This window comes from Arthrobacter sp. P1_C12_2, assembly GCF_056406415.1.
The window spans coordinates 34,603-52,050 of sequence record NZ_JBFUAF010000003.1; the positions used below are offsets into that span (position 1 = coordinate 34,603).

Annotated in this window: 15 protein-coding genes; 10 read left to right on the top strand and 5 right to left on the bottom strand. The window is 68.4% G+C overall.

All coding sequences use genetic code 11. The features are described from left to right. Positions 1-196 precede the first annotated feature (196 nt). The 6 genes from AC1DZQ_RS04860 to AC1DZQ_RS04885 all read left to right on the top strand — a co-directional run bounded on the left by AC1DZQ_RS04860 (position 197) and on the right by AC1DZQ_RS04885 (position 5,469). On the top strand, positions 197-1,762 hold the full coding sequence (locus AC1DZQ_RS04860) for an SDR family oxidoreductase (protein ID WP_476962442.1): 1,566 nt from the start codon (positions 197-199) through the stop codon (positions 1,760-1,762). A 47-nt stretch (positions 1,763-1,809) separates the two neighbouring features. Further along, entirely contained in the window at positions 1,810-2,307 is a 498-nt protein-coding gene (locus AC1DZQ_RS04865) for a DUF2505 domain-containing protein (RefSeq protein WP_476962443.1), read from the top strand. Between the two features lie 4 nt (positions 2,308-2,311). Beyond that, positions 2,312-2,533, top strand: a complete 222-nt coding sequence (locus AC1DZQ_RS04870; protein WP_476962444.1) for an SCO4848 family membrane protein — start codon at positions 2,312-2,314, stop codon at positions 2,531-2,533. A gap of 147 nt (positions 2,534-2,680) precedes the next feature. Continuing rightward, on the top strand, positions 2,681-3,670 hold the full coding sequence (locus AC1DZQ_RS04875) for an acyltransferase family protein (RefSeq protein ID WP_476962445.1): 990 nt from the start codon (positions 2,681-2,683) through the stop codon (positions 3,668-3,670). Between the two features lie 12 nt (positions 3,671-3,682). Continuing rightward, on the top strand, positions 3,683-4,126 hold the full coding sequence (locus tag AC1DZQ_RS04880) for a VanZ family protein (protein WP_476962446.1): 444 nt from the start codon (positions 3,683-3,685) through the stop codon (positions 4,124-4,126). Between the two features lie 29 nt (positions 4,127-4,155). Then, positions 4,156-5,469, top strand: a complete 1,314-nt coding sequence (locus tag AC1DZQ_RS04885) for a UDP-glucose dehydrogenase family protein (RefSeq protein WP_476962447.1) — start codon at positions 4,156-4,158, stop codon at positions 5,467-5,469. Positions 5,470-5,479: 10 nt separating this feature from the next. Here AC1DZQ_RS04885 and sufU read toward each other — a convergent pair whose 3' ends face one another. The 5 genes from sufU to AC1DZQ_RS04910 all read right to left on the bottom strand — a co-directional run bounded on the left by sufU (position 5,480) and on the right by AC1DZQ_RS04910 (position 11,856). Continuing rightward, positions 5,480-5,935, bottom strand: coding sequence for a Fe-S cluster assembly sulfur transfer protein SufU (sufU, locus tag AC1DZQ_RS04890; protein WP_476962448.1), 456 nt, complete (start codon positions 5,933-5,935; stop codon positions 5,480-5,482). Positions 5,936-5,946: 11 nt separating this feature from the next. After that, a complete protein-coding gene (locus AC1DZQ_RS04895) occupies positions 5,947-7,254 on the bottom strand; it encodes an aminotransferase class V-fold PLP-dependent enzyme (protein ID WP_476962449.1) in 1,308 nt (435 codons plus the stop codon). A 92-nt stretch (positions 7,255-7,346) separates the two neighbouring features. Continuing rightward, entirely contained in the window at positions 7,347-8,903 is a 1,557-nt protein-coding gene (locus AC1DZQ_RS04900; RefSeq protein ID WP_476962450.1) for a glycerophosphodiester phosphodiesterase, read from the bottom strand. After that, positions 8,900-10,210, bottom strand: coding sequence for a hypothetical protein (locus AC1DZQ_RS04905; protein ID WP_476962451.1), 1,311 nt, complete (start codon positions 10,208-10,210; stop codon positions 8,900-8,902). Before AC1DZQ_RS04905 ends, AC1DZQ_RS04900 begins: the two co-directional genes overlap by 4 nt. 122 nt (positions 10,211-10,332) lie before the next feature. Further along, a complete protein-coding gene (locus AC1DZQ_RS04910) occupies positions 10,333-11,856 on the bottom strand; it encodes a tyrosine-protein kinase domain-containing protein (protein ID WP_476962452.1) in 1,524 nt (507 codons plus the stop codon). A 379-nt stretch (positions 11,857-12,235) separates the two neighbouring features. On the opposite strand from AC1DZQ_RS04910, the gene AC1DZQ_RS04915 reads away from it, so the two are divergent. The 4 genes from AC1DZQ_RS04915 (at position 12,236) to AC1DZQ_RS04930 (ending at position 17,413) form a co-directional block, all read left to right on the top strand. Beyond that, positions 12,236-13,396 (top strand): glycosyltransferase family 4 protein, encoded by a 1,161-nt coding sequence (locus AC1DZQ_RS04915; protein ID WP_476962453.1) that lies wholly within the window; start codon positions 12,236-12,238, stop codon positions 13,394-13,396. Beyond that, positions 13,393-14,907, top strand: coding sequence for a lipopolysaccharide biosynthesis protein (locus tag AC1DZQ_RS04920; protein ID WP_476962454.1), 1,515 nt, complete (start codon positions 13,393-13,395; stop codon positions 14,905-14,907). Before AC1DZQ_RS04915 ends, AC1DZQ_RS04920 begins: the two co-directional genes overlap by 4 nt. Further along, the gene (locus tag AC1DZQ_RS04925) at positions 14,900-15,946 is read left to right on the top strand and encodes a glycosyltransferase family 2 protein (protein WP_476962455.1); all 1,047 of its coding nucleotides are present in this window, start codon (positions 14,900-14,902) and stop codon (positions 15,944-15,946) included. The genes AC1DZQ_RS04920 and AC1DZQ_RS04925 overlap by 8 nt, the downstream gene beginning before the upstream one ends. A 414-nt stretch (positions 15,947-16,360) precedes the next feature. Then, the gene (locus AC1DZQ_RS04930; protein ID WP_476962456.1) at positions 16,361-17,413 is read left to right on the top strand and encodes a right-handed parallel beta-helix repeat-containing protein; all 1,053 of its coding nucleotides are present in this window, start codon (positions 16,361-16,363) and stop codon (positions 17,411-17,413) included. Positions 17,414-17,448: the final 35 nt, after the last annotated feature.

A 17,448-nucleotide genomic window follows, 5' to 3' on the forward strand; every position in this document is an offset into this window, starting at 1 on the left:
TCCCGGGCCCTCCAAGCCTACCGCGGAGCCCCGCGGCCCGCCGACGGGCCCGGCCGGCGGGACCTGTCCGGGGCGCCGCCGGCGGGGCTAGGCTGGCGGGAGGAGAGGGCGGCCCATCCAACGCGGGCCGCGCACCGAATCGCTTGGTAGGCCACCCGCCAACTGCTGGCTGACTGCTGGCCGACAAGGAGTCACCATGAACGGCACAACCGCAACCCCTGAACCCGCTGAAACTCCTGCTCCAGCCCCGCAGGCAGCCACCGCAAAGGCCGCCGCCCCGAAAACCGTGCTCGTCACCGGGGCCACCGGCTACATCGGCGGCCGGCTCGTCCCCCGGCTTCTGGAAGCCGGACACAGGGTCAAAGTCGTGGTCCGCACCCCGGCCAAGATCGCCGGCGTGCCGTGGCTGGACGACGTCGAGGTGGTCCACAGCAGCCTCGACGAYGGCGGCGCCCTGCAGGACGCGCTCGACGGCGTCGACGTCCTGTACTACCTGGTCCATTCCATGGCGGCCGGGGCCGGCTTCGAGGCCAAGGAAAAGGCGATGGCCGGGACGGCTGCCCGGGCCGCGGCCGCTGCCGGAGTGGACCGGATTGTCTACCTCGGCGGCCTGCACCCGACCGGGGCCGAACTGTCCACCCACATGCGTTCACGCGAGGCGGTGGGGAAGGTGTTCCTGGACAGCCCGGTGGACGCGGTGGTCTTCCAGGCCGGCGTCGTGATCGGCTCAGGCTCGGCGTCCTTCGAAATGATCCGGCATTTGTCCGAAGCGCTCCCGCTGATGCCGGCCCCGAGCTGGGTGCGCAACAAGATCGAAGCGATCGCCGTCCGCGATGTCCTGTACTACCTCGTGGCGGCGGCGTCTCTGGATGGAACCATCAACCGGACCTTCGACATCGGCTGCCGCCAGGTGCTCAGCTACGCCGGAATGATGCAGGAATACGCCGCCGAGGCGGGCCTGCCGCACCGGGTGGTGCTGGCGCTGCCGGTGCCGGCGCCCAAACTGGCCGGCGTGTGGGTGGCGCTGACCACCCCGATCCCGCTCTCCATGTCCCTGCCGCTCGTGGAATCGCTCCAGCACGACGCCGTCGCGGGCGAGCACGACATCGATGCATACATCCCCGTGCCGGAGGGCGGCCTGACCCCGTACCGCCGGGCCGTGGCCCTCGCTCTGGGCAAGGAACGTGACGGCCAGGTGGAGACCACGTGGGCCAGCGCCGGCGTCGACGCCGATCCCCTGCCGAGCGACCCGGACTGGTCCGGCCACGCGGTGTACGTGGACGAGCGCAGCTTCCCAAGCGACGTGGACCCCAAGTATGTGTGGACAGTCATTGAAGGAATCGGCGGCCGGAACGGCTGGTACTCCTTGCCGCTGGCCTGGCAGGTTCGCGGCTGGCTGGACAAGCTGACCGGCGGGGCGGGGCTGCTGCGCGGCCGGCGGCACCCGCACCTGCTGGCGGAGGGCGAGGTGGTGGACTGGTGGCGGGTCGAGCGGATCGACCGCGGCCGGCTGCTGCGGCTGCGGGCCGAAATGCGGGCCCCGGGCCGGGCCTGGCTCGAACTGTCCGTGGAGCCGGAGGGGTCGGGCAGCCGCTACCGCCAGCGCGCCATCTTCTTCCCCAAGGGCCTCAGCGGCCGTCTTTACTGGCTCGCCGTGCTGCCGTTTCACAGCGTCATCTTTCCCGCCATGTCGCGGAACATCACTGCCGCCGCCCGGGATCTGGAAAACCTCGAATCGGAGCCTGCCGGGCACACCACGTAGGATGTTGGAGCCCGAAACGTCCATTTACACATCACGGAGGACCCCCCATGGCCCTGAGTGCATCCACCACCGTTCCGCACAGCGTTGACCGCGTTACCGCGGTTTTCGTCAATGAAGACTTCCTGCGCCACACGAGCGAACTCGTCGGCGGCACCCTGGAATCCTTCGCCATTGACGGAGACCCCGCCGGCGCCTTCAGCACCACCAGCGTGCGGACCATCCCCACCACCCGGATGCCCGACATCGCCCGGAAATTTGTCGGCGCAAGCCTGAAGGTGACACAGCTGGAGGCTTGGGAGGCCCCCGCAGCCGACGGCTCCCGACAGAGCAAGATCTCCCTCAAGGTCTCCGGCGCCCCGCTGGACGTGAACGCTGTCCAGCGTCTCGTGTCCGAAGGCGGCAGCACTCGGATCGAGCTCGAGGGCGACGTAACCTCCTCGGTGCCGTTCCTTGGCGGCAAGATCGCCGACGCCGCAGAGCCGATGGTCGGCAAGGCCCTGAACCTGCAGTCCCAGCAGGCCCAGGCCTGGCTCGAAAGCCACTGACCCTGTGGAACTGCCCGCGGTCCTCGCCGTCGTCCTGATCGTCGCCGGCGTCTGGTCCCTGGTTGTCTGGCCGCAGTTCCTGCGCCGGGTCATGAAGGATCCGCGTGCCCGCGATGCCAACGGCAAGGCCACGCGCTTCCTGACCGTCCATGTGGTCCTGGTCAGCATCTCCATGCTGCTGGGGGCGGCGACGGCGGCGATTGGCGTGGCCGGGCTGGTCAGCTAGCATCCGGCACACCGGCGGTCATATGCCCGCCGGTGTGCCGGACTTCCTTCCCTAGTGACGTGGCGGCGCTACTGCTAATATTCCCAATCAAGGTGCCGGTCCAAGAGACCATCTGGCGCCCGTTCCCCAGGGGAAAACAGGGTACCAGTGACAGAGCAATTGACGTCAGCAGTACTGCGGCAGAAGCGTTCGGTACGGATCGACATTGTGCGCCTTTTGGGTCTGGTGGTCGTCGTTGCCGGCCATGTCTGGACGCAGTACCCGATCGGCGGGTACGTGGCCATTTTCTTTGTCCTGTCGGGGTACCTGTGGTCCTCGAAACGGACCGTTGCCGAAGATCTCCGGTATCAGTCGTGGAAGCTGCTCGTACCCTACGTCGGTTGGCTGGTAATTCTGGCTGTTCCGTATTTCGCCCGGTTGATGCTGGGAGGCCAGCGAGGTGGCGATCTGGGAAGGCGGGCCCTGGACTTGCTCTGGGGTGGGGAACGGGCCACCACACCATTCACGGCCTTCTGGTTCATGACCGCGATTTTCGTTGCGGCCATCCTCTTTCGAATCCTCATGAAGGCCCCCTGGCCCGTGTTCGTCGGCGCCCTGGCGATCGCCCTCGCGGCCACGGTCTTTGATGGGCAGTTACTCGGGGACAAGCCAGGCGCGGTCGACGTCGGCGCCGTGTCAGTCCTCTTCATGGCGGCCGGGTACGCCTACCGGCAGAGCGAAACACGCATCCGCCGGCTGCCTTTGGTAGCCGCAGTGATCGTCGCGGCGTGCGCAGTGCTGGTCGTGACGGGGATCAGTGCCAGGATGACGCTCAAGTCCGCGGACTTCGGGACGCCCGTGCTCAGCATTGCCGTCGCCACACTCATCGCGTTGGCGGCCCTGGCACTCGCGCGGCCGTTGGCTGATGCTCTCCCCGAAACGGTCGGACGGAATATTTCCCGGGTCGTCCAGATGGGGACACCGCTGATCCTGCTTCACGCGGTTCCACTCTGGCTATTGCCTGACAGCGTCCCGCAGATCGTTGAATTTGTGGCCGCCTGGGTCCTTCCGGTCTCGGTCGCATTGCTGTTGCTCAAGTTTCCTGATTCCTTGGCCAGGCGCACTTTGATGCCCGACAAGGACCACCACCTGTTGTAAAGGGGACGCCGTTTGCTACCCCGACGTGCGGCCATGTGGGCACTGGGCGCCTATGTGCTTGGCCTAGGCCTCATTGCGCTCTGGCCCGTTCCCGTGGACCAGGGCACCTCCGACCTGCTGATGCGGGCGCTGCGGAAGCTGCACCGCTGGGGCGTCCCCGCCTCCTTCGACTACGGGGTAGTGGAACTGGCCGCCAACGTGATCCTGTTCCTTCCCCTGGGCGCCCTGGTGGCCCGGATCCTGGGCGCGCGGCTGTGGTGGGGCGGGATTGCCGTCGGCTTCGTGGTCTCGGTCTTGATTGAGCTCGCCCAGCTTGCCTTCCTCCCGGCGCGCTTTCCCTCCGTCGCCGACGTCGCCGCGAACACGTTCGGCGCCATGATTGGCGCCATCGCGGCCCTGGTCCTCATGACATTCCATGACCGTGTACGAAACCCGGACCCGACACGTACGCTGTGAACTATCCACGGCGGGAGGACACGGCAGCTATGCGGATCTCGGTTATCGGTTGCGGTTATCTGGGCGCTGTTCATGCTGCTTGCATGGCAAAGCTGGGTCATGAAGTTGTCGGCATCGACGTCGACGAACATAAAGTGGCGCAACTGTCAGCAGGCCACGCCCCGTTCTATGAACCTGTTTTGGACGATCTCCTCTCTGAGCTGGAAGAATCCGGGCTCTTGAGATTCACCACCGACATGGCCGCCGCCCGCGGATCCGAGGTCCACTTCATCTGTGTCGGAACCCCACAAAAGCGCGGGGAAAACGGCGCCGATCTGCGCTACGTTGACGCCGCCGTCGCGGCCCTCGCCGCCCACCTCTCCCCCGGCGACGTCGTCGCCGGGAAATCCACCGTGCCCGTGGGAACCGCTGCACGGCTGGCCGACGTGCTGGCCGAAACAGAGCCCGGCGCCACGCTGGTCTGGAACCCTGAATTCCTGCGCGAAGGCCACGCGGTGGCGGACACCCTGAATCCGGACCGGTTCGTCTACGGGACACCGGACGGCAACGAAGAGCATCCCGCGGTGGCTGTCCTGGACCAGGTCTATGCCACGCCGCTCGCCGGGGGGACGCCCCGGCTCGTGCTTGACTACGCCACGGCGGAACTGGTGAAGGCGGCTGCCAACTCCTTCCTGGCCACCAAGATTTCCTTCATTAATGCCATGGCCGAGGTCTGTGAAGCCACGGGGGCCGACGTCACCAGGCTGGCCGATGCGATCGGGCTCGACGAGCGGATCGGCCGGAAATTCCTGAACGCAGGCATCGGCTTCGGCGGCGGCTGCCTGCCCAAGGACATTCGTGCCTTCATGGCCCGCGCGGGCGAACTGGGCGCCGACCAGGCGTTGACCTTCCTGCGGGAGGTTGACGCCATCAATATGCGGCGCCGGACCCGCGTCGTGGAACTCACACGGGAGCTCTGCGGCGGCACCCTGATGGGACAAAGGATCGCCGTCCTGGGTGCGGCCTTCAAGCCCGAAAGCGACGACGTCCGCGACTCCCCCGCACTGAGCGCCGCCGCGCAGCTGCAGTTGCAGGGCGCTGTGGTGACGGTCACCGACCCCCAAGCCCTGCCCAACGCCGCCAAGCGCTTCCCCGAGCTCCAGCTGGAGCCGGACCTTGAGACGACGCTGCAGAAGGCCGATGCCGTGCTGCTGCTGACCGAGTGGCAGGCGTACCGGGAGCTGGATCCGCACGCGGCCAAGGCGCTCGTGTCCGCGCCGCGCATCCTGGACGGCCGCAACGTCCTGGACCCGGCCAAGTGGCGGGCTGCCGGCTGGACCTACAAGGGCCTGGGCCGGCCCTAGAGTGCTGCGCTCAGGCTGCCAGCGCCTGACCGAGGGCGTCCTCCGCGGCCACCCATGAGAGCATGGCGCACTTGACCCGGGCGGCGTAACGGGACACGCCCTCAAACGCGGCGGCGTCGCCCAGCACCTCCGGGTCGGCCGGCACCTTGCCGCGCGAACGCAGCACCTCGCGGAAGCTGTCAATGACGGTGCGGAGTTCCTCGACGCTCRTGCCCTCGGCCAGGTCCGTCAGCACGGACGCCGAGGCCATCGAGATTGAGCAGCCGTCGCCGTCCCAGCGCAGCTCACTGACCTTCCCGGCGGCCACGGACACCCGGACCGTGATTTCGTCGCCGCAGGTGGGATTCAGCTGGTGGGACTGGCCGCTGCTGGCGTCCATGGGTGCGGCCGCGGCGGCCAGGCCGCTGCCGTGCCGGGCCTTGGCGTGTTCCAGGATGATCTGCTGGTAGAGCTGGTCAAGACTCATGGATGTCCGTCCTAGGCTTGGAAGTAGGCACGGACATCGGCGACCGCGTTCAGGAACGCGTCCACATCGTCCGTGGTGTTGTAAAGATACGTGCTGGCGCGCGTCGTCGCCGTCAGCCCGAGCCGGCGGTGCAGCGGCTGGGCGCAGTGGTGGCCGACCCGCACGGCGATGCCCCGGCTGTCCAGGAACTGGCCGACGTCGTGCGCGTGGACGCCCGCGACGTCGAACGCCGCCAGGCCAATCCGTTCCTGCCCCGCCGCGGGGCCCAGCACCCGGATTCCGGGGAGGGATTCCAGGCCGCGCACAAGGCGCTGGCCGAGTTCGGCTTCCCAGGCGTGGATGCGGTCCATCCCGGTTTCGCTGAGGTAGTTCACCGCCGCGGCCAGTGCCACCGCCTGCGAAATGCGCTGGGTGCCTGCCTCGAAGCGTTGCGGGCTCGGCAGGAAACCTGCCCGTTCCATCGTGACGGTGGTGATCATGGAGCCGCCGGTCAGGAACGGCGGCATCGCGTTGAGCAGCTCCGAGCGGCCATAGAGGGCGCCGATTCCGGTGGGGCCCAGCATCTTGTGGCCGGAGAACACGGCGAAGTCGACGTCGAGGGCCTTGACGTCCAGAGGCAGGTGCGGCGCGGACTGGCAGGCGTCGAGCACCACGAGGGCACCCGCGGACCGGGCCAGGGCCACCAGGGCGGCTACAGTGTTGATGGTGCCCAGGACATTGGACGCGTGGGTGAACGCCAGGACGCGGGTGCGCGGGCCGATGATGCCGGCGGCGGCCTCCAGGTCCAGGGCGCCGGCGTCGTCGATCGGGATGAATTTCACGACGGCGCCGGTCCGGGCCGCCAGCTCCTGCCAGGGGATCAGGTTGGCGTGGTGTTCCATCTCCGTGACGACGATTTCGTCGCCCGGGGCCAGGGCGAACCGGGCCGCCTCGGGTCCGGCGCCGGGCAGGGACGCGTTGAGGAAGGAGTAGGTGAGCAGGTTCAGGCCCTCCGTGGCGTTGGAGGTCCAGATCAGTTCATCCCACTCCGCCCCGACAAAATCCGCCACCGTTTCCCGGGCGTTTTCGAACGCCTCGGTGGCCTCGACGGCAAGGTGGTGGGCTCCGCGGTGGACCGCGGAGTTCCGCTGCTCATAGAATTCCTGCTCGGCCTCGAGCACGCTGAGCGGGTTCTGCGAGGTGGCCCCGGAGTCCAGGTAGACCAGCGGGCGGCCGTTGACGTGCTGCTGCAGGATCGGGAAGTCGTTGCGGATCCTCAGGACCTCCTCGTTTCCGAGCGCGGCGGCAGAGCGGCGGAGGTGGGCTGGGGTGGCAACCATGGCGGAGACTCCTGGATCGGCGTTCGCTGCGGCGCATCCCGTGCCGGCCGGGCAGCCGGCCGCGCGAAATACGTCACACAGATTAAACCTAATTATCCCACGTTCCCGCAGCCCTCCTGCGCGGCCACCGCGCGGACCCGCACACCGCGGAACTCGATGGGAGGTCCGGCGTCGTAATTCTTCAGCAGGGTCAGCCACGCCCCGCCGTAGCGGGTGTCCTCGGCCGAGACGGTTGCGCCGGAGGTGCCGCCGGCGTCCCGGCGGACGCTGATGCGCCATGGACCCACCGCAACCACGAACTTCAGCCACTCCCCCGGCCGCGGCGCCGGGCTGCCGGACTCGGCCAGCCGGACGGGCGCCTCGGTCCCGGCGTCGTGCCGGTAGAGCGCCAGCATGCCGTCCGCGGCGACGTCCAGGGAATAGCCGGGAACCTTCAGGGCGGACCCCGGACGGTAGGGCGAGTCTGCGTCCTGGCCGAAGGCCACCCCCGCGCCCGGGCCTGCCCCCGGGAGTCCGGACGGCCAGCGCAGCTCGAACTCGAATTCCCAGTCCGGGGAGTCGACCGCCCCTGCCAGGGAGCCCAGGACATAGCCGGACTGGTCCGGGCCGGAGATGCTGAGGGCTCCGTCGGCAAACGCCGGCTGCCCATCCCAAACAGCGTCGGCAGCCCACGGCAGATCGCCGGTTCCGCGGCGGCCGGTGGAGAAGCCGTCTTCCCGGAGCGGTTCCTCCTGGTGCAGGACATAGCGGATGTTGGAGCAAATGAAGCCCCGCACGCCCAGCTCCTGCAGGCGGGCGTGCTCGGTGCGCCGGTGCAGCTCCCAGGCGAGCACCGGCTTGCCGGAGGCAACCAACTGGCGGATCATGGCCTCCGGCGCGTTGTGGTGGATGCCGAGCAGGTCCGCCCGCGGGATGAGCCCGGCCGCCTTGTCCTGCTCCCGCGCGGTGAGGTAGCCGAACGTGGTGTAGCCCCTGGCCGCGGCGAGCTCGTGTCCCCGCGAGGCAGCCGGCTGCTTCCACACCACATGGTCCCGGGCCGCGGGATAGTTCTCCAGCAGGGCCAGGATTTCGTCGGCGTTGGTCCCGGGCTTGTCCTCAAGGAAGATCACATGGCTGGCGGCGAAGGTGTCCAGGACGTCGGTGAGGAGCGGGATGGGTTCCAGCGGGGTGTCCGGGCCCAGCCAGGCCCGGGCGTCATTGCGCAGCGGCTCCAGCGCGGCGTAAGGCGCCTGGGCGATGGTCAGGTCGATGCCGGTCAGCCGTTGGGTGTTCAAATCGTGGTGGCAGACGAGCACGCCGTCCTTCGTGGCGGAAACGGATACTTCGATCGCCTTCAGGCCGGCGGCCGCCGCTCCTTTGTAGGCCCGCATGGTGTGCTCCGGCCAGTTGTCCCCAGAGCCCCGGTGCGCGACGAAGAACGACGGCGCCTCCAGCAGGGTGGCGACCGTGAAGGGCCCTGTGGCCCCCGGCGCCGCGATGGCGCCGGTCGTGACGAATTCTTTGGCCGCGGTCGCCGCCGGGACGATCGCAGGCCGCGGCCGGGGCGTGGCCCCGGGCGCCGTGGAGTTTCCGGGACAGGAAGAGCATCCAGCCACGCCCAGCACCGCCCCGGCTGCGGCGAGGCCCAGGAACTGCCGCCGCGCGATCACGGCGATCCTGGGCCCGGCAAGTTTGCGGGGACTTGGGCCGGGGCATCGCCGGGAGCCCACGCGGACGTGAGGCCCGGCAGGTTCGCGGGGGTGAGGGCCGGGGCCCTCCCTGGTGCTGTGGCGGGGACGGGCGGGGTCGCCGCATGGCGCGCCTCGTCGGTTGCGATGACCACCATGGCCAACACCGTCCAGACGACGATGCCGCCGGCGGAACGGGTGGCCAGGGAGCTGTAGGTCTGTGGAATGACCAGCGCCATGATCGCGGCCAGCGCCAGGCCCGGGTAGCCGGTCCTCATGCCGCGGAGCACCAATACGGTCATGGCACCGAAGTAGAGCACGGCGAACAGGAGGCCGAAGTCGATGCCGTACATCAGGATCGGATTCTCGAAGCTCGTTTGCAGCCCGGCCTGGACCGCCACCCGATAGCTGGAGCCGATCCCCTGTCCGGCCACGGCATAGTCGTGCCAGCGGCTGATGAAGTAATCGAGGGCAATGCCGCGCGCCTCGCTGGACCCGGTGTCGTTGGCAACGCGCGCCGCCACGCCCGCCACCAGCGGGGAGACCATGATGGCTGCGCCCACTCCCGTCATCACTAGGAGCATCGCCGTCTTGACCCAGACAGGCCGCCGGACAAAAAGCACCACCACCACGGTTGCCACGGCCAAGGCCACGAGTCCCACGCGGGATTGCGAAATCAGCACCGCTACGGCCATGAGTCCCAACAGCCCGGCCTGCAGCCACTGACGTGTCAGCCCCGCCACCAGCGGCGCCGCAACACTGACAACGAGGGACAGGGCGAGCGGCTGGTCCAGCGTCCCCATCCAGCGCCCGGAGTTCCGGGCGAACCAGTACTGGGTCTTGAATCCTGCCTCGTAGAACAGGACATTGCCGCTTAGCCACTGCGCGACAGCCACGGCACATGCGAGCGCAACGAGGACCAGCAGCACGGCGCGCAGCAGCACCACAAGTCCCCCGCCACGAACGGCTTCGGCAAGCAGCAGCAGGAAGAACAGCACGGGCAACATAATCTGGTCCACCAACAGCACCATGCCGCCGCCACTATCGGACGTCGACGTGGCCAGGTACGCCGCCACGATGACCAGGCCGAGGACCAGGAACAGCAGGAAATGACGGCCCAGGACAATCCGAACACTGGCCGGATCGTGAAACAGCCTCACCAGGAAGATGCAGAGCACCAGCCAGGTCGCGGGATGGACGGACAGGGGGCCGGAGGACACTCCCGTGAGCGTCGCGGCTCCGATCGCCGGCACCAGCAGCCACAGGCCCAGGACCGCAGCCAATGGCACCCTGGCCCGTTTACGGAAGAGGAAGGCCGCCGCGAGACACACCCCGGCCCAGGCCGCCAGCTGCATTTAGGCCACCCGGCCGGGATTCACGATCCGGCCGGGAACAACGACGCCGCCCATGCTCACCTCCGGCTGGCAGAGTGCTTGACCGGCATCGGTTCCGCGGGCACCACCGGGGGCGTCACCTTGGCGCGTTGGCCCCGCTTGCGAAGCTTTGCCCGAGGCTGCTTGCGCCCTTCGGACAGGCGCAGCGGAAGGGCGTTCAGCACTGCCCCTGCCACCGTGGCTTTGACCAGTTCCAGGTTCCGCAAGGACGCGCCCAGCAGTTCGCGCGTCACGCTCTGGTACCTGACCACCAGCACCGTTGAGTCCGCCTGCACCGCCAGCAAGGCGGCGTCGCTGAACGGCTGCATGGCCGGCGCGTCGAGGATCACGCGGCTGTAGCTGCCCCGCATCTCGCCGAGCGCGGCCGTCATGGCTTGGCTTGCCAGCAGTTCGGTGGGGTTCTCGGGAACCGCGCCGGCGGCCACAATGTGGAGGCGGTCGCTCGCCGTTTTCTGGATGACACCGGACAGTCCCGACCGGCCGGCGAGGACTGCGGCCAGGCCCATGGAGTTGCCGAGTTTGAGTTCTGAAGCCAGCCGCGGGCGGCGCAGGTCCGTCTCCACCAGCAGGACCTTCTCCCCCGCCTCTGCCCAGGACCGGGCCAGCATGAGTGCCACGGTGGTCTTGCCCTCCCCTGCCCGCGCCGAGGTAATGAGCACGACGCCGGAGGCCGGCAGTGCGGGGATATGGTCCATGTTGGTGCGGAGCCGGCGTGCCGCCTCATCGAGCAGCGAGGACGCCCGGCGTTCGAGGACGCCGGAGAACTTGCGCGCCTCCGCACTGACCGGAACGCGGGCCAGCAGCGGCAGCCCGGACGCGTCTTCGACCTCGTCCGGGGTCCGCAGCGTGTGGTCGGTCATCCGGCGGGTGACGGCGATGGCGATGCCGGCGCCGAGGCCAAGCAGCGCGCCAAGGCCAAGGTTCAACGAAAGCCGGGGGGACACCGGTTCCGTCTCGTCAGTGGGTCCGGCCACCACATTCAGGACGGTCTGCCCGCCGCCGCTCTGCGTCCGGCCGGCTTCGACGTCATCCAGTGCCGAGTTGAGGCCGGAGACGATCTCGCGGGCAATCTCGTGGGCTTTTGTCTGGTCCGGAAGGCTTACGACGACCGTCAACATCAGAGTGTCCTGGTCCGCCGAGGCGCTGACACTCTGCGTGATGTCCGTTGCCGACAGGCCGGTGGAACTGCTGCTGACCAGTTTTTCCACAAACTTGTCGCTCTTCACCAGGCTTGCGTAGGAGGCAATGCGTCCCCGCGACAGTTCGAGGGACTGCAGGGACGACTGTCCGGTTGCCGGCGGTGACACCACATAGAACTTGACGGTGCTTTGGTACACCGGCGTTGTCCTCTCCGTCACGCCCCAGGCAACGGCTACGCCCGCCAGCACGCACACGAGCACTATCAGCCAGCCCCGCGCAATTGCACGCCCATACTCAGACAGTTCCAAACGAAACCCCCCATGCGGCCACCACGCCATGCCTGCAGCGGCACGGTCCTTCATGGTCCCTTGACGCACCATTATTGACCGCGGCCGTGCCATGCGGAAGCTTTTTGCTTCTATGTCTTTGGGGCAGGTCCCGGCCCTCACACCTCCCGGTGCCGCGGCGGAGGGTGCCCTGCCTGCGGCCGGCGCTGCCTGCAGGGCCTGAATCCTAGCCAAATTCCGGCACCGGCCGTAGTCTTTCCCTAAGCCAGGTCGGACCGTCAGGTCCGGCAACGGTTTTTGGGTGTCACGGCCGGGAAACAGGTCATGGACTCAGGCCCTGGCAGCAGGTCTCAGCAGCAGGTCTCAGTGGCGGGGTCCCAGCAACGGGTCCCGGGGCCAGGCCCCGGTGGCCGGACCGGTGTTCCTGCGTCAGCAGCGGCCCCGGTCCTGTTCAGGGTTGCCTTCCGCCGCGGTACCGGATCGAGGGGGCACGATGAAGACTGACGGGGAGCAATTCTCGGTACTGGTGGCGCACCCCAGCGCAGATCTCTACGGCTCCGACCGGGTGCTGCTGGAAACGATTGAGGGGCTGCACCGCAGCGGTGCGCGCGTCCTGGTGGCATTGCCGTCGTCAGGGCCGCTCGTGGCGGAACTCAAGCGCCGGGGCGCCGCGGTCATTCTGTCGCCCACTCCGGTGCTGCGCAAGAGCCTGCTCACTCCAGCGGGCCTGGCGAAGCTCGGGGCCACGTCCGTGCACGGGTTGCTCCGGAGCGTAGGGGTGATCCGGGGAGCGCGCCCCGACGTCATTCTGGCGAACACCATCACCGTCCCGCTGTGGACGGCCGCGGGACGGCTGACAGGGATTCCGGTGGTCACCCACGTCCATGAGGCGGAGGCCAACGCCCCGCGGGCCCTCCGCGCGGCCCTGGCCCTGCCGCTCCTGCTCTCCCGCGGCATCCTGACGAACAGCCAGTTCAGCTCCGACACCTTGGCCTCTGCGCTGCCGGCGCTCCAGGGCCGCTCACGAGTGCTCTACAACGGTGTCCCCGGGCCTGCCGAGCCGGTCCCGCCCCGGCCGGATCTCCAAGGGGGACTCCGGATCCTGTACGTCGGGCGGCTGTCCCACCGCAAGGGCGTGGACGTGGCCATCGACGCCCTGCTGCAGCTCCGAAACGACGGCGTGCCGGCCCGCCTCTCCGTGGTCGGGGCGGTCTTCCCCGGCTATGAGGACTACGAGGCGGGCCTCCGCAACCAGGTTCAAGCCCACGGCGCTGAAGACCACGTCACGTTCCATGGATTCCAGAACGTGGTCTGGCCGTTCCTTGCCGACGCCGACGTCGTCGTGGTGCCCTCCCGGCTCGACGAGCCGTTCGGTAACACGGCCGTCGAGGCTGTCCTGGCTTCCCGGCCTGTCATCGTCAGCAACACTTCGGGCCTGCGGGAGGCCGCGGCCGGTTACCGTTCGGCGCAGTTCGTCGAACCCGGTGACGCGGGCGAGCTAGCCGACGCACTCGCCCGCGTCGCCGGCCGGTGGCAGCACTACGAGTCCAGCGCCAGGCTCGACGCCGCCGAGGCGGGCCGCAGGCACAGTCCTGAACGCTACGGGACCCTCATGACCGGGCATCTGGCGCAGGCTGCGGGCAGGTTGCTGTGAAGGGCAGCCCTGCCCCCCATGCGGCCACGGTACCGGCCGCGCCAGCCAAAACGGCTCGAGGCGTCCGGTGGAGCTTCGGGGCAGTGCTGGCCCGGCAGGGATTCCAGATGCTTTGCGCCGTGGTTCTGGCCCGGATCCTGGGGCCGCAAAGCTATGGAGTCATCGCGGCGGCCACCGTGTACATCAGCCTTGTGGCCCTGCTCCTGGACCAGGGCCTCTCCGCGGCGCTCGTCCAGCGGCCGGACGTAACCCGCCGCATGGCAGGTGCCACCGCCACGCTGAACATCCTGGTGGCGGTCCTGCTCGGGGTGGTGACCTGGTGCGCCGCTCCCTGGATCGCGCAGTTCTTCGGCGTAGCTGAGCTTGAGCCGATCCTGCGGCTGCTGGCCTTGGCGATTCCCGTCAAAGCACTGGCCATCGCGCCGCGGGCCATGCTGTCCCGGAACCTGGCCCTCCACAGGATCGGCGCGGCGGACATTGCGGCGGCCGCCGCGGGCAGCGCGGCCGGGATCAGCGCAGCACTGGCCGGCGCCGGCCCGTGGTCCATGGTGTACCAAGTGGTCGCCACCGACATCGTCTGCAGCACGCTGTTGCTGGCAGCCAGCCGGGGTCCAGTCCCCAATCTTGCCTTCCGGACCGTGGCGCCCCTGTTCCGGTTCAGCTTCAGCGTCTTTACCACCGATTGCCTGGCCTACTTCTCCCGGAACCTGGACAACATCCTGGTGGGCCGGGTGCTCGGCGTCGCCGCCCTCTCCCTGTACGGGATGGCCTACCGTATCCTCGTCATCCCGGTCCAGTTGATTGGCCAGACGGTCAACCGGGTCATGTTTCCGGCTTTTTCCCGTGCGGCCGGCAACCCGGAAAAGGTGGCCGCAAGCCTCGTCTCCGCGACCCGGCTGCTGGCGATCTCCGCGGTCCCGCTGATGGTCTTCGTGGCCTGCGCCGCCCCCGAGCTCGTGGGCCTGGTCCTGGGCCCCGAGTGGCTGCCCGCAGCCGGGCTGGTCAGCGTGCTCGCCATCGGGGGCGCACGCGAAACCGTTTTCTATGTCACCCCCTCCCTGATGAAGGGCCTGGGGCAGAGCGGGTTGATAGTCAGGTACGAGATTCTGGCCGCCGTCGTGCAGGTGGGCGGTATCGTGATCGGCCTCCAGTTCGGCGTCCTGGGCGTCGCCGTCGGATACTCCGCTGCCGGCTTCGTCCTCACCCCCGTGCTCCTGCGCATCCAGTCTCGGTTGACGGGCGTGACGGCGATGACGCAACTGGCGGCCATCTTCCCTGCAGTCCACGCCGCGGCCTGGGGGGCGGCCGGATACTGGGCGTTGTCCCTGGTCACCGTGCACGGCCCATGGCACCTGTTCGGCGGGTTGGCGCTCTTTGCAGCCCTCGCCCTCGCCGCGCTGCGGGTTTTCCACCGGCGCACGCTCTCCGGCTATGTCGAGCAGGCGCGGGCACTCATTGGACGGCCCGCCCCGCGGCAAGCCGCCACCACAACGAGAGGTCAGAATGACTGACATCACCCACCCCAGCGTCCGCCCCTCCGGCGGCGAACCCGCCGTCGGGATCCCGGCGGGCGGCCTCGTTATTGCGGTGCTGACCTACCGCCGGCCGGAGGACATCGCCCTGGCGCTGCCCCGGCTGGCGGCCCAGGCCAGAACAGTTCCGCTCGCACCGGGACAGGCCGGACCGGGACAAGGAGTCCCAGACGGGATCGAAGTTCCGCAGGCCACCGTGCTCGTGATCGACAATGACCCCGAGGCGAGCGCCCGCCCCAATGTGGAACGGCTCGCCGGCACGCTCCGGCCGGGGCTGGTCCGGTACGTCCACGAGCCGAAGCCCGGCATCGCGGCGGCGCGGAACCGCGCCCTGCGCGAGGCGGGGTCGAGTGCGCTGCTCGTCTTCATCGACGACGACGAAGTACCGTCGGAGCGGTGGCTGGAGCAGCTCGTGGACTTACAGCGTTCCAGCGGCGCCGCCGCCGTCGTGGGTCCGGTTATCAGCGAATATGAACACGAGCCGGAGCCCTGGATCGAAGCCGGAAAGTTCTTCAACCGCCGCAGGCTCGCCACCGGGACCCGGCTGGGCGTGGCTGCGACGAACAACCTGCTCCTGGACCTGCAGCAGGTCCGGGCGCTGCGGCTCGCGTTTGACGAACGCTTCGGCCTCAGCGGCGGCTCGGACACGCTCTTCACCCGGCAACTCATCCAGCGCGGCGGATTCATGCTGTGGTGCGACGAGGCCGTGGTGGTGGACCGCGTTCCGTCCTCGCGACTCACCCGCAGCTGGGTTTTGCGCCGCGCCCTTCGCAGTGGCAACTCCGCGGCCCGTGTCGACCTGGAACTTGCCGCCGGCACGGCCGCCCAGCTGCGCTCCAGGGGCGTGTCCCTCGGTTCCGGTTCAGTCCGGCTCGTCGGCGGAACGGCACGCCTGGCGGCGGGCCTCATCAGCGGCTCGGTGCAGCAACAGGCCCAAGGACTGCGGACCGCCGCCCGGGGCCTGGGCATGGCATCCGGCGCCTTTGGCTACGTTTACAGCGAATACCGCAGAAAATAGTTTTTGCTGGTGTTTCATCGTTTCCGGCACCGCGCACGACGGCCAGATTCGCGGGGAATTTTGCGGCCTGTCGCAAGCGACGCGCCCGGGCGTGATCAAGTTGGGATTCGCCACGCCACGCCGTTACCAATTTGCAACCTGCTTGGGCCTCGGCTAGCGTGTCTGCACAGAAGCCGGGGTCGGGGAGCGCCTTCCGGGAAGTCAGTCGCGAGTACCACGGGTCCGCCCACACATCGCCCGGGTTTAGTCACCTGGGCCCTCAAGAACACAACTTGCGCTGACCATGCACCAAGCAACATACCGGCGCGGTCTCCACGCCGCCGGCAGACAGGCCCCGCGCGGGCCTCCCGCCAGTTCCGCTATGTCCTTGTGATTCCCCGTGCCCGGAGAGCCAGACAAAAGAGGTTTGACACTATGGCCATTGGCACGAAGAAAGTCCAGCGCAAGAACGTCCGCGCAACGTATGCTGCGGGCGCTGCGGCAGTGACCATCACTGCCCTCGCCCTGTCCGCGGCACCGGCCGTCCAGGCCGCGCCCGCAATGGCGCCCGCCGCGCTGACGGTCGGGTCCTACAAGCCGAGCGCGTCAACCACCGGCGTTCCGGCCGGAACGGCCCTGAAGCCTTACAACACCTCGGGCGCGGACCTCGTCATCATCAAGGACGGCACGGTCCTGGACGGGCTGGACATTTACGGCGACATCAAGGTCCGGGCCAAGAACGTGGTCATCAAGAACAGCCGGCTGCACGGCGGCAAGGCGACTCCGAAGTCCAACACCGGCGTCGTCGACGCCAACAGCGCCGCCGTTGTCAACCTTCTGGTCCAGGACAGCACGATCGTCCCTGACCGGCCGTCCTACTACCGCGACGGCATCGTCGGCCACGATTACACCGCGCGGCGGAACCACATCCAGGGCTCCAACGATGGCTTGGGCATCTTCAACCGTCCGGGCGGCCCGGTGACGGCCAACGTGACGGCCGAGGGCAACTACATCCACGGTCTGACTTACTGGTCCTATGACCCCGCCCACAGCGACGGCACGCACAATGACGGCATCCAGGTCCAGGGCGGCCAGAACATCCGCATCGTCGGCAACAACATCGTGGCCAACTCCACCCCGGGCGCCGGCAGCGCGCCGAACCCGCGCGGTACTCACGCGGGCATTGGCATCATGCTGCAACAGAACGTTGCCAAACTCGCCAACGTCGTGGTCGACAAGAACTGGGTGGATGACGGCCAGACGTCCATCAACATCGACAACGGCAAGTACTCGAACATCACGGTCACGGTCTCGAACAACAAGCTCGGCCGCAACCAGTTCGATTTCGGCAGCGGCTCGAAGTACCCCGTCCGGGTTGTCAGCCGCGCCGCAAGCACCGTGGCCGGCCTGACCACGAGCAACCGCTGGGCCGACACCCAGGCCCTGCTGGTGGAAGGCAAGACCGGCGGCATCCGCTACAACTACTAGGAACCGTGAGCGGGTCCTAAGACGGGGCCGGATCC